The organism is Rheinheimera nanhaiensis E407-8, assembly GCF_000296695.1.
Taxonomy (GTDB): domain Bacteria; phylum Pseudomonadota; class Gammaproteobacteria; order Enterobacterales; family Alteromonadaceae; genus Alishewanella; species Alishewanella nanhaiensis.
Genome location: NZ_BAFK01000011.1, coordinates 1 through 26,947 on the forward strand (window position 1 = coordinate 1; position 26,947 = coordinate 26,947).

The following is a 26,947-nucleotide window of genomic DNA, read 5'->3' on the forward strand; positions in this document are numbered from 1 at the left end:
TTTTATCAGCCTAAGCTGATGGGGTAAGGCTTGCTGACCTTCTACCGCCAGACACAAGCAGGCCGGGTTTAGTATTGCCACTTCATCATCAATATAGGCGGCCCGCACCGATAAATCGTAGGCATACAGCTGATATTCCACGGTAACGGCATCACTGTCGCATTCAAGCTGCCAGCGTTGTTTGTCCAGCTGTGTCAGTGTAAGTGCACCACTAGTATCAAAAGCGCGGATTGCAGTAATATTGCGGGCAAAATCCCTAATCATATAACTGCCGGGGATCCAGGCCGGCAGGCTTAACACTGTACTTGGCTGTCGGGGACTAAATTGCAGCGTCACACGCAGCAGATGGGCAGCAATATCAACAAGTTCAAACTGATACTTTACAGATTTCATGGTTTTACTCTTTGCCTGACGGCCGGCTCGTATTAAGCTGGCTATTATGCCGGGAAAGCCGCAACAGGAAAATGCTATGGCTATCGAAACCATCTTCAGTAAAATTATCCGCCATGAAGCCAATGCCGACATTTTATATCAGGACGAGCTGGTCACAGCGTTTCGCGATATCCGTCCGCGGGCGCCGGTGCATATTTTGATCGTGCCCAATCAGTTGATCCCAACAGTGAACGATGTTAAGCCGCAGCATGAGGCCGCACTGGGGCGTTTATTTACCGTGGCGGCCAGGCTGGCCGCTGAGCATGGTATTGCCGATAAAGGTTACCGGCTTATTATGAACTGCAATGCACATGGCGGGCAGGAGGTGTATCACATCCACTTACATTTGGTGGGGGGGCGGGCACTGGGCCCTATGCTCAGCCGCTGAATACGTATTTCTGTGTCATACTGTTGCAATTGCAACACGCTCTTATAAAATTCGCGGTTTTATGATGCCTAAGCGGTATCGCCCTGTTCAGTGTTTAATGAGTAACCAGATGAATAATGACGCCTTAATCGCCAAACGGATGGAACATGCAGTTACCCGCGTAACCAAAACCGTGTTTCCCGGACGTACCAACCATCACAATACCTTGTTCGGTGGCGAGGCGTTGGCCTGGATGGACGAAGCAGCCTTTATCGCTGCTACCCGCTTCTGCCGTAAGCCGCTGGTTACCGTCAGCTCTGACAGAGTCGATTTTAAAGAGTCGATACCCGCCGGTACCATTATTGAATTAGTGGCGAAGGTAGAGCACGTTGGCCGCACCAGTATCCGCGTGCATGTCGATATTTTTGTGGAAAATATGTACAACGACGATCAGCACAAAGCCATTTCCGGCAGTTTTACCTTTGTTGCACTGGGGCCGGATCGCAAACCAACGCCGGTGCTGGGGTAGCCAGTTAGCCAATGCGATTAATGCTAAAGCAGACACGGCAAGTGGTAGCGGTAATTGACCTGGCTTTGGTTATAATCGGCCCATTCCAGGTCAAGCCGCAAGGTTGCCATTTTGTATAAGTCACTTGAAGATCGCAGCCGCCAGTTTTGGATTTTACACAGTCTGGGCTGGTTCGGCTTTGCTATTGTCAATTATCTGAACTCACTGGTACTTGAAACCCGCGATGCTTACCTTATCGTGGTGGCGCTGGACTCTTACCTTGGCTGGTTAATAACCATACCCCTGCGTTATACCTATCAGCGGATCTGGCATTGGAGCCCGTGGAAGCTGGCGTTAACCGTGCTGCTGATGGCTTTTGTACTGGCGGCAATCTGGACTGCAGTACGCAATTTTAATTACTGGGAAATTTACCGTCATGGCGCAAGGCCGGATGACTGGTTAAAGTATATCCGTGATACGCCGTTTGCCTTTTACGTAATGTTAAGCTGGAGCGGCTTGTACTTTGGTATTAAGTATTATCAGACGCTGCAACTGGAAAAGCAAAAGTCGCTTACTGCCACCAACAAGGCACATGAAGCCCAGCTAAAAATGCTGCGCTACCAGCTTAACCCGCACTTTTTGTTTAATACGCTAAATGCTATTTCCACCCTGGTGCTGATTAATGAAGCGGACACCGCCAACAAAATGGTGACCCGCCTTAGTGACTTTTTACGCTATTCGTTGTACAAAGATCCGATTAACAAAGTGCCGCTGGAGCAGGAAGTTTATGCCGCCCGGCTGTATCTTGAAATTGAAAAGGTGCGCTTCTCTGAGCGCTTATCGGTCGCTTTTGATTTAGAGCCCGGTACCGAGAAAGCCCTGGTGCCGAGTTTAATCCTGCAGCCGCTGATTGAAAACGCCATTAAATACGCAGTCGCCAGCCAGGTTGATGGCGGCGAAATAGCCATTACAGCCAAACGCTTTGGCCATGATTTACTGCTGGAGGTCGCCGACAATGGCCCTGGCATGTCAATCAGCGATGGTTTGCCCAAAAGCAGTGACAGCGGCGTTGGTTTGGTGAACACCAAAGAGCGCCTGTCGGCGTTGTATGACAATAATTTTGCTCTGGTGTTAACGCATAATCAGCCGCGCGGCTTGAAGGTCAATATCAGAATTCCATTACAATTAGAAAAAACGGAACAGGAACATGCTTAAGGTAATAGTTGTTGATGATGAACCCTTAGCCCGTAAGGGAATGATGGTGCGCTTGGCAGAATTTGCTGAGCTTGAGGTGATTGCCCAGTGCAGCAATGGCCAGCAGGCGATAGAGCAAATTAGCCAGCTAAAGCCTGATTTAGTGTTTCTGGACGTGGAAATGCCGGGTATGGACGGCTTTAGTGTGTTAAAGCAGTTGCAGGCACAGCAAATTAGCCTGCCTTATGTCATCTTTGTTACCGCTTATGACCACTATGCCTACAGTGCTTTTGAAGTAAATGCGCTGGACTACGTACTCAAGCCGGTAGAACCTGAGCGGCTAAAACAAGCGGTAAAGAAAGTGCTACGTGTCTATCAGGCGCAGGATACCCAGCGTCATAAAGGCCAGTTAGCCGAGGTGGTTGCCAAATTAACCGGCGATGATGCCGGAGACATTTTACAGCGGTTGGATAACGCCGAGCCGGTGGTCAGTGACCGTTACCCTGATGCTATCAGCATTAAAGACAGCGGCGAGATTACCCGGGTACCGGTGGCCGCCATTGAGTGGGTTGATGCAGCCGGCGATTATATGTGTATTCACACCCGCGACGGCCAAACCCATATTTTACGCCGCACCATGAAAGAGCTGGAGCAAGAACTGGATCCTAAATTCTTTGTGCGGGTGCATCGCTCAGCCATAGTCAATGTGCATACCATAGCTAAACTGCAAATGCTGGCCAACGGCGAACATCAACTGATGCTGACCAACGGCCAGGCGGTTAAAGTCAGCCGCAGCTACAAAGACCGGGTTAAGCAGGTGTTTAACCAGTAGCTGCTAACGGGTTAAACAAAACCGCTAGTCGCTGGCAATCAGTTGTTGCCAGCGCACCAGATAAGGATCTATCTGCTTGGCTCTGTCTCCGGTTTTGTCCAGCGGATACAGCACTGCCTGTTGGTTTAGCTCACCGGCCATCATCAAGTGGGCGCCAGCCACCAGTTGCTCGACGGCAAAGGCACCCAGCTTAGTCGCCAATATCCGATCTGCGCCCACCGGCGAGCCTCCACGCTGAATATGGCCTAAAATACAGGCCCGGCATTCCACGCCCAACTCGTCACTCAGCGCCTGTGCCAGAGCCGTAGTCCCACCGGGGTAACTGTTCTCCGCTACCACCATAATATAACTGCTTTTGCCTCTGAGTAGCTGCGCGTGCCGGATAGGGCTTAATACTGTTTTCAGATTATCAGCAGTAAGTTGAACAAACTCGGGGCAGATAATTTGCTCTGCACCGGCGGCTATGCCGGCAGAAAGCGCGATGTAACCGGAGTGGCGGCCCATTAGCTCCACCAGAAAAATGCGCTCAAAGGCATCCGCGGTGTCACGTATTTTATCGATGGCATCCAGCGCCGTATCAATAGCGGTAGCAAAGCCAATGGTATAGTCGGTGCCATCGACATCATTGTCTATGGTGCCGGGTACACCGATAATCTGCCCCCGGTAATGTTCAGCAATGGCCAGCGCGCCACGAAAACTGCCATCGCCGCCAATAATGACCAGTGCATCCAGCTGATGGCGGTGCAATGCATCAGCCGCTTGCGCCGGGCCACCCGGCAGCTGCAGCGCTTTACAGCGGGCACTTTTAAGCAGGGTGCCGCCATGCTGAATAATATGCTGTACATGCTGCGGCAGCAGGGTTTGGCAATCATCCTCAAACAAGCCGTTAAAGCCATGGCGAAAGCCTACGACATCTATGTTGTGGGCATTGGCCATCAGCACTACGGCCCGGATCGCGGCATTCATGCCGGGCGCATCACCGCCCGAGGTGAGCACACCTAAACGTTTGATCATGGGCAACTCCCTGACGCAGATATGAAGTGCAGTATACAAGCACCTCTGTGTCAACTTACTTGATACAGCGCAATCTCTAGTACATTAGTCGACTAAGCGTCAACTTGCTACAGACAAAGGGCATGTTAATCGGTGACAATACCCGCCTTACAACCGCGCTTAGCCTATCTGAGATCCCAGATGCATAAAACCACCGGCAACAGCTTATTAGGCATGCTACTGGCACTGACCACCGCGATTTTGTGGGGCATTTTGCCAATAGCGCTGAAAATTTTACTCGACATTATGACCGCCAATACCATTACCGCGAGCCGCTTTTTTGCCGCTGCGCTGCTGGTGGGGTTGTGGCTGCTGGCAACGGGGAAACTGCCGAAGCTGGCACTGCTCAAAAGCACTAAGGTGCTGTGGCTGATGCTGATTGCTATTTTGGGGTTGCTGTCTAACTATATTATGTATCTGACCGGGCTGAATTTTTTAACTGCTGAAACCGGCCAGGTGGTGATCCAGCTAGCCCCCTTTCTGATGATGCTCGGTGGCGTTATTATTTTTAAAGAACGCCTGCTGCTGTGGCAAAAAGTCGGTGCGCTGCTGCTGGTTACCGGTTTACTGCTGTTTTTCAATGAACGCCTGCTGGTGTTGGTGCTGCAGGCCGGTAACGAAACCTTAGGCGTATTATTGATTATTGCCGCGGCCGTTACCTGGGCCGCCTATGCTTTAGCGCAAAAGCAGTTGCTGGTGCATTACAGCTCACAGCAGATCATGTATCTGCTATATGTTGCCGGCAGCCTGGCGTTTTTACCGGTGGCAGATTACAGCCCCTTCGCCGGTATGAGTGCGCTGCACTGGGCGCTGCTGATTTTCTGCTGCCTGAATACCGTAGTGGCTTACGGTGCTTTTGCTGAAGCGCTGCATCATTGGGAAGCGTCTAAAGTGAGTGCGGTGCTGGCCGTTACGCCGCTATTTACCATTTTGTTTGCTTATCTGGTCAGCAGCTGGTTCCCGGCCTATTTAACCGCGCAGCCGCTTAATCTGTTGTCCTGGCTGGGGGCCTGCTTGGTGGTCGCGGGATCGGCATTAACCGCCCTGGCACCGCAGTTTGCGCAGTATCGTGAAGCGCGGCGCGTGCGCAAATTGCAGCGTGATGTGTTTTAGCCTGAATGCAAAAAGGGCTCAACGAGCCCTTTTTTTTAGTATCGCTTAGTGCTTATTTAACCTGCACAATTTTACAGGTATTAGAGGCGCCGATGGTTTCCATCACATCGCCGTGGGTCAGGATCACCAAGTCCCCGCTTTTTAAACCGGCTTTGCTGCGCACCGCATCTATGGCCGCGTCAGACAATAACTGACCGTTAAGCGCTGTGCTGTCAAAAAAGGCCGGGTAAACGCCACGGTATAGCGCCATCTTATTCAGCGTTTTGGTATGGCGTGACAACGCATAAATCGGCTGCGGTGAGGTAATGCGCGACATCAGTTTGGCGGTATAGCCCGACTCCGTCAGTGTAATAATGGCTTTGATACCTTCCAGGTGATTCGCCGCATACATGGCCGATAAGGCGATGGTTTCACTGATCTCGGTAAAGGTGACGTCCATCCGGTGCTTGGAAATTTGCACACTAGGGTGCTTCTCAGCGCCATCACATACCCGTGCCATGGCCCGCACTGTCTCTGTCGGGTACTTACCGGCGGCAGTTTCGGCCGACAGCATCACCGCATCGGTGCCATCAAGCACAGCGTTAGCCACGTCCATCACTTCAGCCCGGGTTGGCATCGGGTTTTCAATCATCGACTCCATCATCTGGGTGGCAGTAATTACCACCCGGTTCAGTTGACGGGAGCGGGCGATAATACGCTTTTGCTGGCCCACCAGCTCGGCATCACCGATTTCAACACCTAAATCACCACGGGCCACCATAACGGCGTCAGAAGCGCGGATAATATCGTCCAGTGTTTCATTATCGGCGACGGCTTCGGCGCGCTCAACCTTTGCCATAATGCGCGCTTCAGAGCCTGCTGCCAGCGCTAAGTCACGCGCCAGCCGTAAATCGTCACCACAGCGGGGAAATGACACTGCCAGATAATCAACATCAATTTCGGCAGCAGTAATAATGTCGCGCTTGTCTTTTTCGGTCAGGGCAGGGGCGGTTAAACCGCCGCCCTGGCGGTTAATACCTTTATTATTGCTCAGTTTGCCGCCTACAGTAACGGTGGTGTACACCCGGGCGCCTTCAACGCGCTCTACGCTAAGTTGAATACGGCCATCATCCAGCAATAACAAATCGCCCGGTTTAACATCTTGCGGCAACTCTTTGTAATCAATACCAACCTGCTGCTCATCGCCTTCACCTTTGCCAAGCTGGGCATCCAGCACATAAGGCTGGCCTTCCTCTAGCATTACACTGCCATTTTTAAAGGTTGAGACGCGGATCTTCGGCCCTTGTAAGTCCCCCAAAATGGCCACATGCGCGCCCAGGCTATCAGCAGCGGCGCGCACCATGGCCGCGCGCTCACGGTGATCATCAGCACTGCCATGCGAGAAGTTTAAGCGAAACACCGAAGCACCGGCTTTAATCAGTTTTTCAATTGCCTGTTGCGTATTAGTGGCCGGACCCAGAGTGGCGACGATTTTTGTTCTTCTATGCATGCGAAGTTCCTGCTTGTTGCAAAAAGAGGCGGTAAGGTTAGCCTTAGTGTAATGTAATTTAATTACAGAATACAGCAAAGGCAGGAAGAAAAGTGACAGGTTGGTGCAGTTGCAACAACAACCACACCAACAGGGAGAATAGTGTGGTGTGGCTTTAGTTATTAAAGTCTTTTTTATCAAAGCGCGAGCCGCGCAGGCTGTCTTTTACCTTTTTCAGGTTCTCGCGAAACTTGCTGCCGCGGCGCAGGGTAAAGCCGGTTGCCAGAATATCAATCAGTACCAACTGCGCTACCCGCGATGCCATCGGCATATACATATCAGTATCTTCCGGCACATCCAGTGACAATACCAGCGTACATTCTTTTGCCAGTGGGCTGTCATAGGCGGTAATACCAATAACAGTGGCGTCGTTTTCCCGCGCTATCGCCGCGATATCACACAGGTTCTTTGTGCGTCCGGTGTGGCTAATACACACCACAACGTCACCCTCAGCACTGTTAATGGCGCTCATGCGCTGCATCACTATGTCGTCAAAACACACTACCGGCACATTAAAGCGGAAGAATTTATTTTGCGCATCGTGCGCTACCGATGCCGAGGCACCAAGGCCAAAGAACGAAATCTTTTTAGCCTGTGTCAGTACATCAACCGCTCGGTTAATGGCGTTAATATCCACGCGTTGGCGCGCGGTATCTAAGGCCGCCATGGTAGATTCAAAAATCTTGGCAGTGTAAGCTTCCGGGCCGTCTTCTTCCTCAACATGGCGGTTAACGTAGGGTGTACCATTAGCCAGGCTTTGGGCTAAATGCAGTTTAAAGTCAGGAAAGCCTTTGGTATCAAGCCGGCGGCAAAAGCGGTTAACAGTGGGTTCGCTAACATCGGCCATTTTCGCCAGGGCAGCGATACTGCTGTGAATAGTCGTTTGCGGGTTCGCCAGAATCACATCGGCAACCTTGCGCTCTGACTTACTAAAACTGTTGACGCTATTAACGATCTTTTCCAGCACGTTCATCCGCTTATTCCTGACTTATAATTAGCCTGCTTTGGGCTGTAACATTGGGTGTAGCCCTTCAGATCTGTTATCAAAACGGTATTAAATTTACCACAAAACCACAGATCCGTTGCTAAGGCTGCCTTATTATATAAGAATAGTCAAAACATTACGCAATCTGTAATTTAATTACAAGATATCCGGTTTACAACCCGGTCATGCTGCGCTAGTATGGCCTAAGTGTTGTAAAATTACATCTATCTCAAGGGTCAGTTATGACAACCACAGCACAGAATTCAGCATGTGATTTAATTTTATTCGGCACCAAAGGTGATCTGGCCCGGCGCAAGCTGCTACCTGCGATGTATCAGCTGGAAAAAGCCGGCTTACTTTGCGCTGACTCGCGCATTATCGGTGTCGCCCGCGATGAGATGTCTACTGATGCCTACGCTGAGCTGGTGTTAACCAACCTGAATAAGTTTTTAAAAGAGCCGCTGGATAACGATGTTTGGCAGAAGTTGCAGCAAAAGCTGCTGTATGTGCAGCTGGACTTAACCAGCGAGGCGGATTATCACAAGTTAAGCGCGGTTACCGACAGCACTAAGCGGGTACCGGTCAGCTATTTTGCTACGCCGCCATCACTGTTTGGCGCCATTTGTAAGGGGCTGGCAGCAGTTGGTTTGGCAAATGCGCCGGCACGGGTGGTGCTGGAAAAACCTATTGGCCATGATTTAGCCTCCTCTAAAGTGATTAACGATCAGGTGGCAGAATTCTTTAAAGAGAGTCAGATTTACCGTATCGACCACTATTTAGGTAAAGAGACCGTACTTAACCTGTTAGCGCTGCGGTTCGCCAATGCCATTTTTGCCGGTAACTGGGATCACAATTCGATTGACCACGTGCAAATTACCGTAGCGGAAGAGGTGGGTGTAGAAGGGCGCTGGAGCTACTACGATGATGCCGGTCAGATGCGCGACATGGTGCAAAACCATTTACTACAGGTGTTATCACTGATCGCGATGGAACCACCGGCCCGGCTGGACGCAGACAGTATTCGCGATGAAAAGCTTAAAGTGCTCAAAGCGCTGCGCCGCATTGACATCAGTAATATCCAGGAAAAAACCGTACGCGGCCAGTACGCCAGTGGTTTTGCCGGCGGTAAAGCGGTACCGGGCTATCTGGAGGAAGAGGGCGCCCGCGCCAACAGCAAAACCGAAACCTTTGTGGCCATTAAAGTTGATATCGACAACTGGCGCTGGGCGGGCGTGCCGTTTTATTTACGCACCGGCAAGCGGATGGCAACTAAACTGAGCGAAGTGGTTATTTGCTTTAAGCCGCAGCCGCATAATATTTTCCGCGCGACTTATAGCCAGTTGCCGTCGAATAAACTGATTATTCGCCTGCAGCCGGATGAAGGCGTAGAAATTCAGGTGCTGAATAAAATTCCAGGCCTAGGCGAACACATGCGTCTGCAGGAAACCAAGCTGGATTTAAGTTTTGATGAAACCTTTAAAGCACAGCGCATCGCCGATGCGTACGAACGTTTGCTGCTAGAGGCGATGTTGGGCAATCAGTATCTGTTTGTGCGCCGTGATGAAGTCGAGCAGGCCTGGAAATGGGTAGATGGCATTATCGATGCCTGGAAAACCAGTAACGAGCCGCCGAAAACCTATCAGGCCGGCAGCTGGGGCCCGGTTGCCGCTATTTCTATGCTGGCACGTGACGATCGCAACTGGGAGGAATAAGCATGATGCAATTAAACCAGTTTGCTGATACCCAGGCATTAAATGCGGTTTTTGCTAACCGCCTGACTGACATTTTACAACAGGCCATTCAAGAGCGTGGCGCAGCCTATCTGGTGGTGTCCGGCGGTAAAACGCCGCAGGCGCTTTTTACTGCGCTAAGTCAGACACAGTTGGCCTGGGATAAAGTCACGGTGCTCTTGGCCGATGACCGCTGGCTGGACGACAGCCAGCCCGATTCTAATGAGCGGCTGGTAAAAGCCACCTTGTTACAACACAACGCCAGTGCCGCCCGTTTTATCAGTTTATATGCCAACACCAGCACAGCTTTTGACGGTGCACCGCAGGTGCTTGAGCGCGTTAAAAACTTACCGACCTTTGACGCCGTGATCCTGGGCATGGGGGAGGACGGTCACACAGCGTCGTTATTTCCCTGCTCTGAGCAGATTAAACAAGGCCTGGCAGCGGATGCGCCGGCCGTGTTGGCGGTAGCACCTACCACAGCACCTTATCAGCGCATCTCGTTAAGCGCAGCGCGGCTACTGAACAGCCGCCAGCTGTTTTTGCATCTGGTGGGCGCCAATAAGCTTGCCGTTTTGGATAAAGCCATGGCAGGGGATGATGTCTATGCCATGCCAATCCGCGCCTTTTTACAGCATCCGGTAGCAACGGTCACCGTGATGTACACCGCTAACTAGGGGATAGTGATGGATCCTGTAATTCAAAAAGTAACGGACAGAATTATTGCCCGTAGCCAAAAAAGCCGTGACATTTATCTGCAGCGTCTTGAGCAGGCCCGTTTAAAAGGCCCACATCGTGGCGTATTAAGCTGCGGCAATCTGGCGCATGGTTTTGCTGCCTGCAACAAGCAGGATAAAGCTGATCTGCGCAGCCTGACCAAAGCCAATATCGGTATTGTTTCCTCGTACAACGATATGTTGTCGGCGCATCAGCCTTATGAGCATTACCCGGCACTGATTAAACAAGCGGTAAACGAAGTGGGCAGCGTGGCGCAGTTTGCCGGCGGCGTGCCGGCGATGTGTGACGGTGTCACACAAGGCCAGCCTGGCATGGAGTTAAGTTTATTAAGCCGCGATATTATTGCCATGGCGGCGGCGGTGGGGCTGTCACACAATATGTTTGACGGCGGTCTGATGCTGGGGATCTGCGATAAAATCGTACCGGGCTTATTTATGGCGGCCATGAGCTTTGGCCATTTGCCGTTTGTGTTTGTGCCGGCCGGCCCGATGCCATCGGGTATACCGAACAAAGAAAAAGCCCGCGTGCGCCAGCTGTATGCTGAGGGCAAAGTAGGTAAAGAAGAACTACTGGCAGCAGAGTCAGCCTCATATCACGCTGCCGGTACCTGTACGTTCTACGGTACTGCCAATTCAAACCAGCTGGTGGTCGAGATGATGGGCCTGCATTTACCGGGCGCCTCATTTGTTAACCCTGGCACGCCACTGCGCGACGAGTTAACCAAGGCTGCAGCGCGCCAGGTGACCCGCCTGACCGACTTAGGCACGGATTATCTGCCAGCCGGCAAAATGATTGACGCCAAAGCCATTGTCAATGGCATAGTGGGCTTACTGGCCACAGGTGGTTCAACCAACCACACCATGCACTTAGTGGCTATGGCCCGCTCAGCAGGTTTTATTGTCAATTGGGATGATTTTGCTGAGCTTTCTGCAGCAACACCGCTACTAACGCGTATTTACCCCAATGGTCAGGCCGATATTAATCACTTCCAGCATGCTGGCGGTATGGCGCTGTTGATCCGTGAACTACTTGACGCCGGCTTATTGCACGAAGACGTACAGACCGTTGCCGGCCCTGGCCTGCGCCGCTACACCCAGCAGCCCGTGCTGCAAGATGGCAAGTTGCAGTGGGTGGATGCGCCGAAAACCTCTTTAGATCCAGACGTACTGGCTACTGTGAAAAAGCCGTTTAAAGCACACGGCGGGCTGGAAGTATTATCGGGTAACGTTGGCCGCGGCGTGATTAAAACCTCAGCGCTGCGTGAAGGCACTGAAGTGGTAAAAGCCCAAGCGGTGGTATTTTCCAGCCAGCATGAGCTGGACGCCGCCTTTAAGGCCGGCGAGCTGAATAAAGATTGTGTAGTGGTAGTGCGCTTTCAGGGCCCTAAAGCCTGTGGTATGCCTGAGCTGCATAAATTAACGCCGCCACTTGGCGTGCTACAGGACCGCGGCTACAAAGTGGCCCTGGTGACAGATGGCCGTATGTCGGGCGCGTCTGGCAAAGTACCGGCTGCTATCCATGTCACCCCCGAAGCGGTAGATGGCGGCAATATCGCCCGCATTCAAAATGGCGACATGATTTTGGTTGATGGCTTAACCGGCAAGTTACAGGTACTGGTACCGGATGAGGAGTTTGCCAAACGTCAGCCTGCCATTATGGACATGTCGGCCAGTTATTTTGGCATGGGCCGTGAGATGTTTGGTGCGCTGCGCAGCCAGTTAACCGGTGCCGAGCAGGGCGCCTGCAGCCTGTTTACCACTGAGGAGCATTTACATGGCTAAGCAGCCTGCCTATGCAATAGTGGCCGATATTGGCGGTACTAATGCCCGTTTTAGCCGGGTTGCACTGGATACCTTACAACTGGATAAAGTCGCCGTATACGCCTGTGCTGAATTTGCTACCCTGGCCGATGCACTGACGCATTATCAGCAGCAACACAGCCTGACTGAGCTTAAGCATGTGGCTATTGCCATTGCCTGTCCGGTGACTGGCGATCAGGTCAGTATGACTAATTTTTACTGGCAGTTTTCTATCAGCGCGATGCGCAGCCAGCTAGGCCTGGCCGCGCTGGAAGTGATAAATGACTTTACGGCCGTAGCAATGTGCCTGCCGGCCCTTACCACTGAACAAAAAGTGCAGGTCGGCTCTGGTAACGTATTGCCGGGTAAGCCGATGGCCGTGCTGGGTGCCGGCACCGGGCTGGGCGTTGCCCATTTATTACCGGTCAATGAGCAGTTTATTCCGCTACCGGGTGAAGGTGGTCACACGGATTGGGCCGCGCAGAATGAGCAGGAATGGTTTATTCAGCAAATGCTGGCAAAAGAATATGGTCATGTCTCGCCTGAGCGGCTGTTATCCGGCCCCGGCTTAGAGGCCATCTATAAAGCCTTAGCGCTGTATCATCAGCAAGTGGTGCCACCGCTTAGCGCAGCAGAAATAGCCCGTCTTGCTCTGGCCAATGAGTCAGAGCTGGCCAGCGCTACTGTGCAGCAATTTTTTGCCAGCCTGGGCAGCATCGCCGGTGATTTGGCGTTAACGCTCAGCACCTTTGGCGGCGTCTACATTGCCGGTGGCATAGTGCCCAAATTATTACCTCTGCTTGCGCAAAGTGAGTTCAGAGCCCGTTTTGAAGCAAAAGGCCGGTTTAGCGCATTTAATCGCCAGATCGCCACCTATGTCGTGACCGCAGAGCAACCCGGTTTAGTCGGTGCCGCGGTATACCTGAAACAATCTTTGGCGAGTAACTGATATGGCATTTGATAACTGGCAACTTCAACCTGGCACCCTGTTTGAGATGGGGCCTGTGGTTCCTGTAATTGTAATTAAAGACTTAGCCGATGCGGTACCTATGGCCAAAGCTCTGCTGGCCGGTGGCATTAAAGTGCTGGAAGTGACACTTCGCACACCGGTAGCGCTGGATGCCATCAGGCTGTTAGCCGAGCAGGTGCCGGATGCAGTAGTCGGCGCTGGCACCGTTACCACAGCGGCTCAGCTGCAACAGGTGGCAGAGGCCGGTGCCAAATTTGCCATTAGCCCGGGTCTGACCCGCGAACTGCTGCAGGCCGGTAAAGAGGCGGCTATTCCGCTTATTCCGGGTATTGCCAGTATTTCAGAGCTGATGGAAGGTACAGGCCTTGGATACAGCCACTTTAAATTCTTTCCGGCAGAAGCGGCTGGCGGCGTTAAAACGCTAAAATCCATCCACGGCCCTTTTGCCGATATCCGCTTTTGCCCAACCGGCGGCATTAACGAGAAAAACTTCCGCGACTATCTGGCGCTGCCTAATGTCAGCTGTGTCGGCGGCTCCTGGATAGTACCGGACGACGCCGTAGCGGCAAAAGACTGGGGCCGTATTACTGAGCTGTGTCAGGCGGCCGTGGCGCAAGCCCGCGCCTGAAACAAACAGCTGAATAAAAATCCGCTAAAACGCCCGGTTTAACCGGGCGTTTGCTTTGAGTTAACCGCGAAATCAGCGTATAGTAGCGCACTTTTTCCGCTGTCCGCCTGCTTCAGGTCGGCAGCACACTGTTTTAACCTGTTTTGGAACACAACGTGATATCAACTGCAAACATTACCATGCAATTTGGCGTTAAGCCGTTGTTTGAAAATATCTCAATTAAATTTGGCGAGGGTAATCGCTATGGTTTAATTGGCGCTAACGGCTGTGGTAAGTCGACCTTTATGAAGATTTTAAGCCGTGAGCTGGAGCCCACCTCCGGTAATGTGTTTGTTGAGCCAAATCACCGTGTTGCCAAACTGCATCAGGATCAGTTCGCTTTTGAGCAGTATTCGGTCATTGATACGGTGATCATGGGCCATGCGGAGCTTTGGGCGGTGAAAGCCGAGCGTGACCGTATTTACGCCAGCAGTGAAATGAGCGAAGAAGACGGCATGAAAGTGGCCGATCTGGAAGTAGCCTTTGGTGAAATGGACGGTTATACCGCTGAGTCACGCGCCGGCGAGCTGTTAATTGGTGTCGGCATTCCGGTAGAGCAGCATTTTGGCCCCATGTCAGCCATTGCGCCCGGCTTTAAACTGCGGGTGTTGCTGGCACAGGTATTATTTGCCGATCCGGAAATTATGCTGCTGGACGAGCCCACCAACAACCTGGACATTAATACCATCCGCTGGTTAGAAAATGTGCTGGCCGAGCGTAACAGCACTATGGTGATCATTTCGCACGACCGTCACTTTTTAAACAGTGTCTGTACCCACATGGCCGATTTAGACTACGGCGAGCTGCGCTTATATCCGGGTAACTATGACGAATACATGTTTGCCGCTACTCAAGCCCGTGAGCGCTTGCTGGCCGATAACGCCAAGAAAAAAGCCCAGATTGCCGAGCTGCAAACCTTCGTCAGCCGCTTCTCTGCCAACGCCTCTAAAGCTAAACAGGCCACGTCGCGCGCCAAGCAAATCGATAAAATTCAGTTAGAAGAAGTTAAAGCCTCCAGCCGGGTTAACCCCTTTATCCGCTTCGAGCAGCAAAAGCAGTTATACCGCTTAGCGCTGGAAGTAGAGGGCCTGAGTAAAAGCTTTGGCGAGCTTAACCTGCTAAAGAACCTCGGCATGACCATCGAAGTGGGCGAGAAAGTAGCCATTTTGGGCGCCAACGGTATTGGTAAATCGACCTTGCTTAAATGTCTGGTTGGGGATTTAACACCGGAAGCAGGTAATGTGAAATGGTCTGAAAACGCCAACATCGGTTACTACGCGCAGGATCACGCCCACGAATTTAACGAAAACATCAGCCTGTTCGACTGGATGAGCCAATGGAAACAACCGTCAGATGATGAGCAGGCGATACGCGGCATTTTAGGCCGTTTGCTGTTTTCCCAAGATGAAATTAAAAAATCGGTTAAGGTGCTATCCGGTGGTGAAAAGGGCCGCATGTTGTTTGGTAAGCTGATGCTGCAGCGGCCCAATATTCTGGTGATGGACGAGCCGACCAACCATTTGGATATGGAATCGATAGAGTCGCTGAACCTGGCTCTGGAGCATTACAAAGGCACCTTGTTGTTTGTCAGTCATGACCGCGAATTTGTCTCTAGCTTAGCCAGCCGTATTATTGAAATTACCGATAAAGACGTACGTAACTTTGTCGGCAGCTATGAAGAATACCTGGCCGCTCAGGCGGTGTAGTCGCGTTAGGCGACCGTTAAACAGCCGGCCTTTAAGGCCGGTTTTTTATTGCCTTGAATTTACCACTTGCTGTCCCCATGTCTTTTTTAGCGCAGCTAAACCCGGTAACAGACTGTTTTTTCTGGCCGATTATTAAAAACAGCAGCCATTGTGCTATGTTTTGCCCTGTTGCCGCATAACCAAGAGGACTTAAGATGAAAATTAATATTGGTATTAATGAAGATCAACGTAAAGCTATCGCTCACGGTTTGTCGGTGCTGCTGGCTGACACCTACACCCTGTATCTGAAAACGCACAATTATCATTGGAACGTGACAGGCCCAATGTTTCAAACCCTGCACACTCTGTTTGAAACCCAGTACAACGAACTGGCGCTGGCGGTAGATGAAATAGCCGAACGTATCCGGGCGTTAGGGGAGTTTGCACCCGGCTCGTATAAAGAATATGCCAAGCTAACCAGCATCAAAGAGGCGGACGGCATCCCAACAGCGGAAGAGATGATTAAAGATCTGGTGAAAGGCCAGGAAGCCATCGCTAAAACAGCCCGCTCTATCGTGCCGACAGCCGATGATGCCTCTGACGAAGTTACCTTAGACTTACTGACGCAGCGCATGACAGTGCATGAAAAGAATGCCTGGATGCTACGCTCACTGGTGGCTTAAACGCCCATTCCCCCGGGGCTGGTGCATACCAGCCTCGCTCTTATACAATTTATTACAGCTTTGCCGGCCCTTGTCGCAAAAAAAGCTAAGTATTTCTGCCTAAAGCTTGTAAAATCCGCACCAGCAGTAACACTTAAAGCTGTTAAGCCGTACCTGACAGCCACCGGAGATCTCGGCAGATGAAAGCCTTGCAATATGCGCAGAATGTTGCGGAACTCTTTGCTTTACCAGAAGGCTATTTACGCGTTAAGCAATTGATGGACTCTGACACAGCCAGCCTGGATGAGATAGCTGAAGTTATCATGCTGGATCCGGTGCTAACATCTAAGCTGTTAAAACTGGCCAATAGCGCCATTTACAACTTACCCTATCAGGTCGAAAGTGTTAGTAAAGCCTTGTTAGTGCTTGGGAAAACTCAGGTGTATAACCTGGTGATCAGCATAGGTATTGCCTCAGCTTGCAGCAAAATAGACACCTCAGCCATCGATTTAGAGCGCTTTTGGGAGCAAAGCATTAATGCGGCGCTTATCGCCAAGTTTTTAGCACAAAGCTGTCAGTTAAAGCCAACGGATCGTTATTATGTCGCCGGTTTGCTGCACAATATTGGCGAAATGGTGCTGTTGCATAACAGCGCAGAACTGGCACATCAATGTCAGGAGTACTCGGCGGATGAAAAACCCTGGCAACGCCAGCAAGCCATCCTGGGCTGTACCTATGCCGAGTGTGGTGCAGAGCTGCTACATTTATGGCAATTGCCCGACAGCATTGTCGAGCCGGTAGCACTGCAGCACAGCCACAAGTTTGACCCGAAAAACAAATCGCAATTAGTCATTTATCTGTCGGTGCGCTTAGCACTGGCCAACCAGCACCCGGAGCTTTATTCCACCCGGCAACTGGTCGATCCATTTGTACTGGAATTGCTAGACCTGACTCAGCAGGATATTATCCGCGCCATTGATTTTTGTAATACCGAGGGGCTGTTTATCTTGTCTGTCTTAAACCCCCGCATCAGCACCATTTATTAATTTTCTCGCCGGCGCTGTATTACGGCAGCGCCTGGCCGGTTTCGTTTAGATACTCATGAGCAGTGCAATGAAAAAGTCTCCGCTGTATACCGCCTATGCCGGTTCCGCTTTACTGGAAACCCCCTTATTAAACAAAGGCAGTGCCTTTACCGCTGAAGAGCGTCTGGCGTTTAACCTGGCCGGTTTGCTGCCACCACGCTTTGAAACCATTGAAGAGCAAGTTAGCCGCGCTTACCTGCAATACAAAAGTTTTGATACCGCCATTAATAAGCATATTTATCTGCGCGCCATTCAGGACAATAACGAAACGCTGTTTTACCGCTTATTGCAGCAGCATCTGGAAGAGATGCTGCCGATAGTCTACACGCCGACAGTGGGTGATGCCTGCGAGCAGTTCTCTGACATTTACCGCAGCGCCCGTGGCCTGTTTATCAGCTACAACGATCTCTATCAGCTGGATGATGTACTGCGTAATGCCACCAAGCGCAAAGTAAAGGTAATTGTCGTGACAGACGGCGAGCGCGTGCTGGGCCTGGGCGATCAGGGCATTGGCGGTATGGGTATTTCTATCGGCAAGCTGTCACTTTACACCGCCTGTGGCGGCATTAGCCCAGCCTATACTTTACCGGTGATGCTGGATGTAGGCACCAATAATGAAAAGCTGTTAAACGATCCTATGTATATGGGATTACGGCAAAAGCGTGTTAGTCAGACTGAATACGATGAGTTTGTCGACTTGTTTATTCAGGCGGTAAAGCGCCGCTGGCCAGAGGCGATTATTCAGTTTGAAGACTTTGCCCAGCCGAACGCTATGCCGCTGCTGCAGCGCTACCGCGAGCAGGTATGCTGCTTTAACGATGATATTCAGGGCACGGCAGCGGTAACGGTAGGTACCTTACTGGCAGCCTGTCGGACCAAAGGCGTTAAATTATCGGCGCAAAAAGTGGTGTTTGTTGGTGCTGGCTCGGCGGGTTGTGGTATTGCTGAGCAAGTCATCAGCCAAATGGTGGCCGAAGGCATTAGCGAGCAACAGGCCCGTAGCCAAATCTATATGATTGACCGGCTTGGCCTGCTGACCGACACCACACCTGGCCTGCGCGATTTTCAGCAAGCGCTGGTACAATCGTCCGAGGCTATCGCCAACTGGAGCTACAGCAGCGAGTATCCCAGCCTGCGCGATGTAATGAACTGCGCTCAACCCGGCGTGTTAATTGGTGTATCCGGTCAGGCCGGCTTATTTACCGAAGCGGTGGTGCGGGCAATGAAAAAAGGCTGCGAAACGCCGATCATATTCCCACTGTCAAACCCGTCACGGCAGGTTGAAGCCACACCAGAGCAGGTCATTAGCTGGACAGAGGGCGATGTGATTATCGCCACCGGCAGTCCCTTTGCGCCGGTAGAATACCAAGGTAAACGCTACCCAATCGCGCAGTGTAATAACAGCTATATTTTTCCCGGCATTGGTCTGGGTGTGATTGCCTGTAAAGCCCGTATTATCAGTGATGAAATGCTGCGCGCCGCCAGTAAAACGCTGGCTGAAGCCTCACCACGCGCCAATACCGGCGAGGGTGGCTTATTGCCACCTTTTACCGCCCTGGCTGATTTAAGCAAACAAATTGCGTTTAATGTGGCAAAAGTGGCGATGCAGCAAGGCCTGGCGTTAGAGCTTGACGATGCACTGCTACGGCAGAAAATTGATGACAATTTCTGGACGCCGCAGTACCGCCAGTATAAACGCGTCAGTGCCTGACGCTGACAAAGCTGGTTACAAATTGTTTTAGACTAACGCCCGCGCAGAGGGTAGGCTTGTTGAGTTAATAACCAAAACAACAAGGACCCTTTTATGCGTAAGTCTCTGTTAGCGCTGGCAATAGCCGGTATTATCAGCGGTTGCGGCCCAGCGCCTCAGCCGCCTGCTTCACAACAACAAGCGGCTGCCCCCACCACAGAAGTTGCAGCTGCGCAGCAATCAGAAACCGAACGGCTTAACCAGTGGTTTGAAGAAAAGTACGAGCAGCAGTTGCAGCAAAGCCCGTTGCAAATGACCTTTTTGGGCCGTAAAGATAAGTATGATCAGGTTGACGACACCTCCATTGAGGCAGAAGACGCACAGTTGGCCTGGCTGGCCGACAGCGTAGCAGAGCTAAAAGCAAATTTTGATTACAGTAAACTCGATTTAGAAGCGCAAACCTCTTACGACATCTGGGTATACCAGTATGAACAAGCCAAAGAGGGCGTGCCGTTTCGCAAAAATGCGTATATTTTCACGCAGATGCAGGGTATTCATGCCATGCTGCCGCAAATTATGATCAACTTTCATAAGGTTGATACCGCCGAAGATATGCAGGCTTATGTTAAACGGATAGAAGGCATCAGCCGCGCTATTACCCAATTGCTGCAGCGCGCACAGGATAACGCCAGCCACGATGTACGCCCGCCCAAATTTGCCTATGACGGTGTATTGGAGCAAATTACTAATCTGATTAACGGCGCGCCTTTTACTGACAGCGAGCAAGACATCCCGCTGTGGAGTGATGCCAAGGGGAAAATTGATGCCCTGGTAAAAGCCGACAAACTAAGTGACGAGCAGGCGCAGCAGCTAACGGAGCAAACCCGGGTAGCGCTGCAAAGCCATTTTTTACCGGCCTATACGGCATTAAAACAGTGGTTAGAGCAGGATGTGGCGAAAAGCGAGCAGATAGCCACCGGTGTGGGTAAGCAAAAAGACGGTAAAGCTTATTACGACTACCGCCTAAAAGTGTCGACCACCACTGATCTGACCGCGGAGCAAATTCACCAGATTGGTTTGGACGAAGTTGAACGTCTGACAGCAGAAATGATCGCCATTAAAGACAAGGTGGGTTTTAAAGGTGATTTAAAAGCGTTTTTCAAATTTATCAAAGACGATGATCAGTTTTATTATCCGGACACTGACGAGGGGCGCGAAGGCTACCTGGAAGACTCCCGCCAGTATCTGGCTTTTATTAACGAAAAACTGCCACAATATTTTGGCATTTTACCCAAAGCCGATTTGATCGTAAAACGGGTAGAGCCGTTTCGTGAACAACCAGGTGCAGCCCAGCATTACTTCCCCGGCACACCCGATGGCGCAAGGCCAGGCATTTACTACGCGCATTTATCGGATATGCGCTCTATGCCGAAAAATGAAATGGAAGCCATTGCCTACCATGAGGGTAACCCAGGGCATCATATGCAAATCTCTATCGCGCAGGAGCTGACATCAGTTCCCACCTTCCGCACCCAGGCCGGCTTTACCGCCTATGTAGAGGGCTGGGCACTGTATTCAGAGCTGTTGGCCAAGGAAATGGGCGCTTATCAAAACCCTTATTCCGATTTTGGCCGGCTGATCACTGAAATGTGGCGGGCCGTGCGCTTAGTGGTCGACACCGGCCTGCACAGCAAAGGCTGGACCGAGCAACAGGCCATTGATTACTTCCTGGAGAAAACGCCAATTGCACAGGGCGCGGTGATTTCCGAAGTGCGCCGCTATATCGTCTGGCCCGGCCAGGCAACGGCCTACAAAATTGGCATGATTAAAATACTTGAGCTTCGTGCCAAAGCTCAGCAGCAGTTAGGTGACAAGTTTGATATCCGCGCCTTTCACGACACTATCTTAGGTGGCGGTGCACTGCCGCTGAATGTACTGGAAAAGCGGGTAGATAACTGGATAGCCAGTGTAAAAGCCAGCTAAACCAGCCCGCTCTGGCTAAACCGTAAAGCGCAGCCGCGTTTTAGCGGTAATTAAAGGCTGTTCATCGCGTATGAACAGCCTTTTTTGATCACGTCATCACGATTTCCGTATAGTAAGCAGCCATTCAACCAGCGCTTGGTAAAGACAGGGTAAAGAGCATTGCTGTAGTTAAGCTTTGCTTCGTATAGTAAGCGCTGCTTTTGCATCATATTAAATTAAAGGATAGAACATGACGTTGTTACGCCAGCCATTATGCCAGCTGTTATGTCTTTGGGCCGTGGCTATGGTACCGGCAATACAAGCACAAACGGCCGGCGGTGGCCGCGCCGCTCAGGTGATCACCCAGGCAGTAACCTTTGAGCAGCAAAGCAGCCGGGTGGAAGCGGTTGGCAGTGCCGAGGCGATCCGCTCGGTTGTGTTATATCCAGCAGTAGCAGACAGAGTTACCGCGGTTAATTTCGTGCCAGGACAGCGTATCGACAAGGGCCAGGTATTAGTTGAGCTGGACTCACGCCGCCAGCAAGTGGCTGTTGAGCGCGCTACTATTCAGCTGCGCGATGCACAGCGCACCGTGGCAAGGCTGCAGGAAAGCCGCGAACGGGGCGCTATTGCGCAAAGCGTACTGGACGATGCCATTACCGCCCGGGATTTACTGCAAGTGCAGTTGGCAGAGGCAAAAACCGAACTGGAAGACAGAGTGGTGCGTGCGCCTTTTAGTGGTGTAGTCGGCTTGACCGATGTTGAGCCGGGCGATCGTATTAGTCAACAAACCGCTATTACCACCATTGATGATCGTTCACAGCTGCTGATTAACTTTAACGCGCCGGAAGATGCACTACCGATTTTGCAGGGCAATGCCAGCGTCGAGTTATCACCCTGGCAAGCACAGGGCCATAGCATTAGCGCCAAAATTGCTGAGCTAGACTCGCGCATCGACAGCAGTAACCGCAGCATCCGGGTGCGCGCGCTGCTTGATAACAGCAGTGACAGCTTTCGCCCCGGCATGAGTTTTCGCGTGCGCTTGCAACTGGCTGGCGAGTCTTACGCGGTAGTGCCCGAAGCTGCACTGTTGTGGGGCGCTACCAGTGCCTATGTCTGGCTGGCAGAACAGGGCAAAGCCAAACGGGTAGATGTGCAAATTAAACAGCGTCTAAGCGGGCGTTTATTGGTGGCAGGGGCGTTAACCACAGGCGATCAGCTGATTGTGGAGGGCGTGCAAACCCTGCGTGATGGCCAGTTAGTGCGGGCCGCCAATCAGCAAAGCGCAACCCAGACAGAGGTTGCTGCACAATGAAGCTACAAAACCCATTAAACGATTTACCCTCATTATCTATCCGCCGGCCGGTGCTGATTGTTGTACTCAATTTGCTGATTATCATCGCCGGCGTTGCTGCGCTTAACGCCATTGAAGTGCGCGAGCTGCCTGATGTTGACCGGCCCATAGTGTCTGTTACTGCCGCTTATCCCGGTGGCTCGCCAGAGACGGTTGATACTGAAGTAACCAGTAAACTGGAGGGCGCCGTAGCACGGGTTAGCGGCGTTAAATCAATTAATGCGTCAAGCGAAGAAGGCAGCTCTCGCGTGCGGGTAGAATTTCGCCCCGGCACTAACCTCGATGATGCAGCTAACGAAACCCGCGAAGCGGTCAGCCGTATTCAGCGTGACTTGCCAGACGCGGTGGAGCGGTTATCCATTATCAAAGCGGATAACGATGCCGAGTCGGTGGTGAGCCTGGCGGTGTCCAGCGCCAGCCTGGATTTAGAAAGCCTGACCGAGCGGGTAGAAACTGATTTAGCACCGTTATTTTTAAGCGTACCGGGTGTGGCCGATGTGCGTTTAAATGGCGATCGTGAGCGGGTGCTGCGGGTATTATTAGATCCACTGCGGCTCACCAGCTTTAATCTGGCGGTAACTGATGTCGCGGCCGCACTGCGCCAGGCGCCGTTTGATGTGCCGGCCGGTAGTATGAAATCGACCGATCAGCAGCTGATTGTGCGGGCAGACGCCACCTCAGTTACGGCTGCTCAGGTAGAAGACATTATTATCAGCGGCAACACCCGTATTGGTGATGTCGCCACCGTGTATTTTGGCCCGGCCGATGCGCAGAGTTTAGTGCGTTTGGATGGTAAGCCGGTAATCGGCTTAGGCGTAATCCGCCAGGCCCGCTCTAACACCATTGAAATATCTGATGAAGTGCTGGCACTGGTTAAACAGTTGCAAACTCGCTTTCCGGAGCTGGAGATCCAGGTAACAGCAGATGACGCCGAATTTATCCGAAGTTCAGTCGAAGAGGTGTTTACCTCGTTATTACTCACAATAGTGTTGGTAGTTGCCACCTTGTGGCTGTTTATCGGCTCGGGCCGCGCCACCATAGTGCCGGCCCTGTCTATTCCGGTATCGCTTATCGGCGCGCTGGCCGCTATCTGGTTGATGGGCTTTTCCATCAATATTTTAACCCTGCTGGCCCTGGTGCTGGCCACCGGGCTTATTGTTGATGATGCTATTGTCGTTACCGAGAATATTCAGCGTCGCCGCGCTATGGGGCTGGGCGCACGCGCTGCTGCGGTTATCGGCACCCGCGAGGTGTTTTTTGCGGTTATCGCCACCACGGCGGTATTGGTAGCCGTATTTGTGCCGATTGCCTTTTTACCCTCTACTGCCGGCCGTTTATTCCGCGAGTTTGGTGGCGTACTGGCGGTGTCGGTGATTATCTCGTCTTTTGTTGCCTTATCATTGGTGCCGGCGTTAACCGCACGCTTACCGTTAAAAACCAGCAGCGCCAATATGTTGTCTGGGCTGGGCCAACGTCTGGTTAATCTGTATCAGCGCAGCCTGCATTTTTCACTTGATAAAGCCTGGTGGATCTTTGCCGCCAGCCTGGTGGCAGCGGTTGCCGCGTTAAGCTTACACAGTCAGCTGGCCAGCGAGCTGATGCCAAGCGAAGATCGCGGCAGTGTGCGTATTTTTGCCCGTGGCCCGGACGGCGTTGGCTTAAATTTTATGGACCGTCAGGCCGACCAAATGGAAGACATTTTACTGCCTTATGTCAACGGTGGTGATATTGACTCAATTTACACTGTCGTAGGCCAGTGGGACCCAAACCTGGCGTTTATTACGGTGCCGCTGAAACACTGGGACGAGCGCTCGCGCTCGCAGCAGGAAATTATTGATGAAATTCGTGGCCCGCTGGCCGCTATTCCCGGGGCACCGGCGCGGGCGTTTGGCTCTAACAGTTTAAACCTGCGTGGGCAGGGCGGTGGCCTGGAGCTGGCATTAACCGGTTCCAGTTATGCTGACATTTTTGCTGCAGCGCAGGCCTTTGCCAAAGTGGTACAGCAACAGCTGCCAGAACTTGGCACACCGCGTATTTCTTATCAGCCAACCCAGCCGCAACTGCGGGTAAATATCGACCGGCGCCGCGCACAGGAGCTTGGCGTACCCTTGTCTGATATCGCTACCACCTTGCGCGTGGCCATTAACGGCGATGATTTAGCCGATTTAAACGTCGGCGATCAGGCAATACCCATTATTTTGCAGGCACAAAGTACGCAAATTCAGGACCCAACCGATTTAGCGAATTTGTATGTTGGCTCCAGCTCTGGCGCCTTAGTGCCGTTATCTAGCCTGGCGACTATTTCAGAAGAGGGCGTGGCAGCAGAGCTCGAGCGCCAGGCACAGCGCCGGGCGATAGAACTTGATATGGAACTGCCACCCGGCCTGTCACTGCAACAAGCGGTAGAGCAGCTGCGCAGCCTGGCCGGGCAGCATTTACCCAGTGATATTGGCCTGATTTTCTTAGGTGAAGCCTTAACCTTTGAAGAAACTGCCCGCGAAGTTACGCTGACCTATGTGCTGGCATTTGTCATTGTACTGTTAGTGTTGGCGGCGCAGTTTGAAAGCGTTAACAGTGCGGTGGTGGTGATGATTACGGTGCCCTTTGGTATCGCGGCGGCTATTTTTGCGCTGTTTTTAACCGGCACCTCTATTAATATTTACTCGCAAATCGGCTTGGTAATGCTGATCGGGCTACTGGCCAAAAATGCCATTTTGCTGGTCGAATTTGCCGATCAGCTGCGCGATCAAGGCTATGAGGTACGAAAGGCTGTAGAGCAGGCGGCAGCTATCCGCTTACGGCCTATTGCGATGACGTTGTTATCTACTTTATTAGGCGCGCTGCCGCTGATTTTATCCAGCGGTGCCGGTGCTGAAGCCCGTAATGCCATTGGCTGGGTGGTGTTTGGCGGTTTGGGCTTGGCGGTGGTGTTTACCTTGTATTTAACGCCGGTGCTTTATCTGGCGCTGGCCCGTTTTGCCAAACCCAGAGCCGATGAAAGCAAACGACTGGAAACCGAACTGGCGCAGGCTGAACAACTTGAGTGATCTACAGCAACCCGGAGGCAACTATTAATAACCCCCAAGCGGCTGATGCTATTGCCCTAAAAGATCCCGGCGTAAATGATCTGTGGTTTTTACCGCTGGGCGGCTGCGGCGAAATTGGCATGAACCTGAATTTATACGGTCATGCCGGCCGCTGGTTAATGGTGGACTGCGGCGTAACCTTTAACAATCCGCTGTCGCCAGACTATCAGCCCAACAGCCCCTTAGCGTCGGCCGAGGTGCTGGCCGCCGATCCCGCCTTTATCAGCGCCCGGCGCGATATACTTTGCGGCATTATTATTACCCACGCCCATGAAGATCATATCGGTGCCTTGCCGGCATTATGGCCACGCTTGCAATGCCCGGTATATACCACGCCGTTTACCGCTGAAGTGCTGCGCCGTAAACTCTCCGGCACCGGCTTGGCTCAGAGCATGCCGATTATTGAAGTTGCCTCCGGCGGCACCGTCAATATCGGCCCTTTTACCGTACATTTTCAGGCGATAACCCACTCTATACCCGAGCCGCAGGCGCTTATTATTAAAACCGCAGCGGGCAAGGTATTTCATACCGCTGATTGGAAAATGGACGCCAGCCCCATTACCGGCCGCGCTTTTAAAGCCGCGCCCTTTAAACGCTTGGGGCAGCAAAATATTACTGCCATGGTGTGCGACTCCACCAATGCGCTGCGTGATGGCTTTTCCATTTCAGAGTCTGACTGTGCTAAAGCGCTGGAGCAGGTAATAGCGCAAGCCACAGGGCGGGTTGTGGTCACCAGCTTTAGCTCTAATGTTGGCCGGTTAATATCGCTGGCGCGCATTGCCGCTAAAACCGGCCGTTATCTGGCGCTGATGGGCCGCGCTTTACACAATATGGTTGGCGCGGCACGGGCAACCGGTTATTGGCCGGCTGAGCTCACGCTGGCCGACGCCGAACACATAGGCTATCTAGCCAAAGACGAAGTATTGGTGCTGGCCACCGGCTGTCAGGGAGAACCCCGTGCCGCGCTAAATAAGCTGGCCGATGACAGGCATCCGCAGTTATCACTGGAACCCGGCGATTTAGTCATTTTCAGCGCCATTATTATCCCCGGCAATGAAATGCTGATTAGCCGGCTGGTGGATAAATTTCGCGCCCGTAACATCAACACCCTGCAAAAACACGATACTGAGCTGCCAATCCATGTCTCTGGCCACCCGTGTCGGGGCGAGCTGGATTTACTCTATCGCTGGGTCAAACCCCAGCTGGCCGTACCGGTACACGGTGAAGCGCAGCATATGGCAGCCAACAGCGAAGTGGCCAAAACCGCCGGTGTTGGCCAGCAGCTAACCGGTAACAATGGCGATCTGTTTGTGTTAGCGCCTAAGCCACGGCTGTGGCCGAACTTTGCCAAAGCAGGGCGCATTGCCATAGCACGTGACTGATTATCGCAACAGAGTTGCGCAACTGAGCCGTAGCCGTAACGTTTGCGTATTAACACTAATGGCTTGCGCCTATACAAGCTGCAGCATTAAGGTGCGTATGCTATTGCAACTGTTTTTAACCACGG

Annotated in this window: 22 protein-coding genes; 18 read left to right on the forward strand and 4 right to left on the reverse strand. The window is 52.1% G+C overall.

Annotation, left to right across the window (positions count from 1 at the left end):
* On the reverse strand, positions 1-393 hold a 393-nt coding region (locus RNAN_RS10320; RefSeq protein ID WP_040552000.1), incomplete at its 3' end, for a M61 family metallopeptidase.
* Positions 394-469: 76 nt separating this feature from the next.
* Here RNAN_RS10320 and RNAN_RS10325 point away from each other — a divergent pair.
* From RNAN_RS10325 to RNAN_RS10340, 4 genes are all read left to right on the forward strand, one after another.
* A complete protein-coding gene (locus RNAN_RS10325; protein WP_008221490.1) occupies positions 470-820 on the forward strand; it encodes an HIT domain-containing protein in 351 nt (116 codons plus the stop codon).
* A gap of 109 nt (positions 821-929) precedes the next feature.
* Positions 930-1,328 (forward strand): acyl-CoA thioesterase, encoded by a 399-nt coding sequence (locus tag RNAN_RS10330; RefSeq protein ID WP_008221491.1) that lies wholly within the window; start codon positions 930-932, stop codon positions 1,326-1,328.
* A 111-nt stretch (positions 1,329-1,439) separates the two neighbouring features.
* Positions 1,440-2,522 (forward strand): sensor histidine kinase, encoded by a 1,083-nt coding sequence (locus RNAN_RS10335; protein ID WP_008221492.1) that lies wholly within the window; start codon positions 1,440-1,442, stop codon positions 2,520-2,522.
* A complete protein-coding gene (locus RNAN_RS10340) occupies positions 2,515-3,333 on the forward strand; it encodes a LytR/AlgR family response regulator transcription factor (RefSeq protein WP_008221493.1) in 819 nt (272 codons plus the stop codon). The genes RNAN_RS10335 and RNAN_RS10340 overlap by 8 nt, the downstream gene beginning before the upstream one ends.
* A gap of 24 nt (positions 3,334-3,357) precedes the next feature.
* Here the strand turns inward: RNAN_RS10340 and RNAN_RS10345 are convergent, their stop codons facing one another.
* On the reverse strand, positions 3,358-4,347 hold the full coding sequence (locus RNAN_RS10345) for an ATP-dependent 6-phosphofructokinase (protein WP_008221495.1): 990 nt from the start codon (positions 4,345-4,347) through the stop codon (positions 3,358-3,360).
* Positions 4,348-4,527: 180 nt separating this feature from the next.
* Between RNAN_RS10345 and RNAN_RS10350 the strand changes: the two genes are divergently transcribed.
* Positions 4,528-5,499, forward strand: coding sequence for a DMT family transporter (locus RNAN_RS10350; RefSeq protein WP_008221496.1), 972 nt, complete (start codon positions 4,528-4,530; stop codon positions 5,497-5,499).
* Positions 5,500-5,551: 52 nt separating this feature from the next.
* On the opposite strand, the gene pyk is transcribed toward RNAN_RS10350, so the two are convergent.
* Complete coding sequence (gene pyk / locus RNAN_RS10355) at positions 5,552-6,988, reverse strand: pyruvate kinase (RefSeq protein ID WP_008221497.1); 1,437 nt, start codon at positions 6,986-6,988, stop codon at positions 5,552-5,554.
* 154 nt (positions 6,989-7,142) lie between these two features.
* Complete coding sequence (locus tag RNAN_RS10360; RefSeq protein WP_008221504.1) at positions 7,143-8,000, reverse strand: MurR/RpiR family transcriptional regulator; 858 nt, start codon at positions 7,998-8,000, stop codon at positions 7,143-7,145.
* Between the two features lie 254 nt (positions 8,001-8,254).
* Between RNAN_RS10360 and zwf the strand changes: the two genes are divergently transcribed.
* From zwf to RNAN_RS10425, 13 genes are all read left to right on the forward strand, one after another.
* Positions 8,255-9,724 (forward strand): glucose-6-phosphate dehydrogenase, encoded by a 1,470-nt coding sequence (zwf, locus tag RNAN_RS10365; protein ID WP_008221509.1) that lies wholly within the window; start codon positions 8,255-8,257, stop codon positions 9,722-9,724.
* A gap of 2 nt (positions 9,725-9,726) precedes the next feature.
* Positions 9,727-10,419 carry a 6-phosphogluconolactonase gene (gene pgl / locus RNAN_RS10370; protein WP_008221510.1) on the forward strand — a complete coding sequence of 231 codons (693 nt, stop codon included), beginning with the start codon at positions 9,727-9,729 and terminating at the stop codon, positions 10,417-10,419.
* A 9-nt stretch (positions 10,420-10,428) separates the two neighbouring features.
* Positions 10,429-12,261, forward strand: coding sequence for a phosphogluconate dehydratase (edd, locus tag RNAN_RS10375; RefSeq protein WP_008221512.1), 1,833 nt, complete (start codon positions 10,429-10,431; stop codon positions 12,259-12,261).
* Entirely contained in the window at positions 12,254-13,228 is a 975-nt protein-coding gene (locus tag RNAN_RS10380; RefSeq protein ID WP_008221514.1) for a glucokinase, read from the forward strand. The genes edd and RNAN_RS10380 overlap by 8 nt, the downstream gene beginning before the upstream one ends.
* A 1-nt stretch (position 13,229) precedes the next feature.
* Complete coding sequence (locus RNAN_RS10385; RefSeq protein ID WP_008221515.1) at positions 13,230-13,877, forward strand: bifunctional 4-hydroxy-2-oxoglutarate aldolase/2-dehydro-3-deoxy-phosphogluconate aldolase; 648 nt, start codon at positions 13,230-13,232, stop codon at positions 13,875-13,877.
* Positions 13,878-14,032: 155 nt separating this feature from the next.
* Entirely contained in the window at positions 14,033-15,622 is a 1,590-nt protein-coding gene (locus RNAN_RS10390; protein ID WP_081502288.1) for an ABC-F family ATPase, read from the forward strand.
* Positions 15,623-15,816: 194 nt separating this feature from the next.
* On the forward strand, positions 15,817-16,284 hold the full coding sequence (locus RNAN_RS10395; protein WP_008221517.1) for a Dps family protein: 468 nt from the start codon (positions 15,817-15,819) through the stop codon (positions 16,282-16,284).
* Positions 16,285-16,463: 179 nt separating this feature from the next.
* Positions 16,464-17,309 (forward strand): HDOD domain-containing protein, encoded by an 846-nt coding sequence (locus RNAN_RS10400; protein ID WP_008221519.1) that lies wholly within the window; start codon positions 16,464-16,466, stop codon positions 17,307-17,309.
* A 67-nt stretch (positions 17,310-17,376) separates the two neighbouring features.
* Positions 17,377-19,059 (forward strand): NAD-dependent malic enzyme, encoded by a 1,683-nt coding sequence (locus RNAN_RS10405; protein ID WP_008221522.1) that lies wholly within the window; start codon positions 17,377-17,379, stop codon positions 19,057-19,059.
* 93 nt (positions 19,060-19,152) lie between these two features.
* Positions 19,153-21,021 carry a DUF885 domain-containing protein gene (locus tag RNAN_RS10410; protein WP_008221524.1) on the forward strand — a complete coding sequence of 623 codons (1,869 nt, stop codon included), beginning with the start codon at positions 19,153-19,155 and terminating at the stop codon, positions 21,019-21,021.
* A gap of 229 nt (positions 21,022-21,250) precedes the next feature.
* Positions 21,251-22,315, forward strand: a complete 1,065-nt coding sequence (locus RNAN_RS10415) for an efflux RND transporter periplasmic adaptor subunit (RefSeq protein ID WP_008221526.1) — start codon at positions 21,251-21,253, stop codon at positions 22,313-22,315.
* The gene (locus RNAN_RS10420; RefSeq protein WP_008221528.1) at positions 22,312-25,401 is read left to right on the forward strand and encodes an efflux RND transporter permease subunit; all 3,090 of its coding nucleotides are present in this window, start codon (positions 22,312-22,314) and stop codon (positions 25,399-25,401) included. Before RNAN_RS10415 ends, RNAN_RS10420 begins: the two co-directional genes overlap by 4 nt.
* Positions 25,398-26,822, forward strand: coding sequence for a ribonuclease J (locus tag RNAN_RS10425; RefSeq protein ID WP_008221530.1), 1,425 nt, complete (start codon positions 25,398-25,400; stop codon positions 26,820-26,822). Before RNAN_RS10420 ends, RNAN_RS10425 begins: the two co-directional genes overlap by 4 nt.
* The last annotated feature ends 125 nt before the right edge of the window (positions 26,823-26,947 follow it).

Bases quoted from the DNA above. Each gene is read 5' to 3' on its own strand.
- RNAN_RS10415 (WP_008221526.1), top strand. From the start codon at position 21,251: ATGACGTTGTTACGCCAGCCATTATGCCAGCTGTTATGTCTTTGGGCC.
- zwf (WP_008221509.1), top strand. From the start codon at position 8,255: ATGACAACCACAGCACAGAATTCAGCATGTGATTTAATTTTATTCGGC.
- edd (WP_008221512.1), top strand. From the start codon at position 10,429: ATGGATCCTGTAATTCAAAAAGTAACGGACAGAATTATTGCCCGTAGC.
- RNAN_RS10330 (WP_008221491.1), top strand. From the start codon at position 930: ATGAATAATGACGCCTTAATCGCCAAACGGATGGAACATGCAGTTACC.
- RNAN_RS10385 (WP_008221515.1), top strand. From the start codon at position 13,230: ATGGCATTTGATAACTGGCAACTTCAACCTGGCACCCTGTTTGAGATG.
- RNAN_RS10405 (WP_008221522.1), top strand. From the start codon at position 17,377: ATGAAAAAGTCTCCGCTGTATACCGCCTATGCCGGTTCCGCTTTACTG.
- RNAN_RS10410 (WP_008221524.1), top strand. From the start codon at position 19,153: ATGCGTAAGTCTCTGTTAGCGCTGGCAATAGCCGGTATTATCAGCGGT.
- RNAN_RS10400 (WP_008221519.1), top strand. From the start codon at position 16,464: ATGAAAGCCTTGCAATATGCGCAGAATGTTGCGGAACTCTTTGCTTTA.
- RNAN_RS10395 (WP_008221517.1), top strand. From the start codon at position 15,817: ATGAAAATTAATATTGGTATTAATGAAGATCAACGTAAAGCTATCGCT.
- pgl (WP_008221510.1), top strand. From the start codon at position 9,727: ATGATGCAATTAAACCAGTTTGCTGATACCCAGGCATTAAATGCGGTT.
- RNAN_RS10325 (WP_008221490.1), top strand. From the start codon at position 470: ATGGCTATCGAAACCATCTTCAGTAAAATTATCCGCCATGAAGCCAAT.
- RNAN_RS10360 (WP_008221504.1), bottom strand. From the start codon at position 8,000: ATGAACGTGCTGGAAAAGATCGTTAATAGCGTCAACAGTTTTAGTAAG.
- RNAN_RS10380 (WP_008221514.1), top strand. From the start codon at position 12,254: ATGGCTAAGCAGCCTGCCTATGCAATAGTGGCCGATATTGGCGGTACT.
- pyk (WP_008221497.1), bottom strand. From the start codon at position 6,988: ATGCATAGAAGAACAAAAATCGTCGCCACTCTGGGTCCGGCCACTAAT.
- RNAN_RS10350 (WP_008221496.1), top strand. From the start codon at position 4,528: ATGCATAAAACCACCGGCAACAGCTTATTAGGCATGCTACTGGCACTG.
- RNAN_RS10420 (WP_008221528.1), top strand. From the start codon at position 22,312: ATGAAGCTACAAAACCCATTAAACGATTTACCCTCATTATCTATCCGC.
- RNAN_RS10345 (WP_008221495.1), bottom strand. From the start codon at position 4,347: ATGATCAAACGTTTAGGTGTGCTCACCTCGGGCGGTGATGCGCCCGGC.
- RNAN_RS10340 (WP_008221493.1), top strand. From the start codon at position 2,515: ATGCTTAAGGTAATAGTTGTTGATGATGAACCCTTAGCCCGTAAGGGA.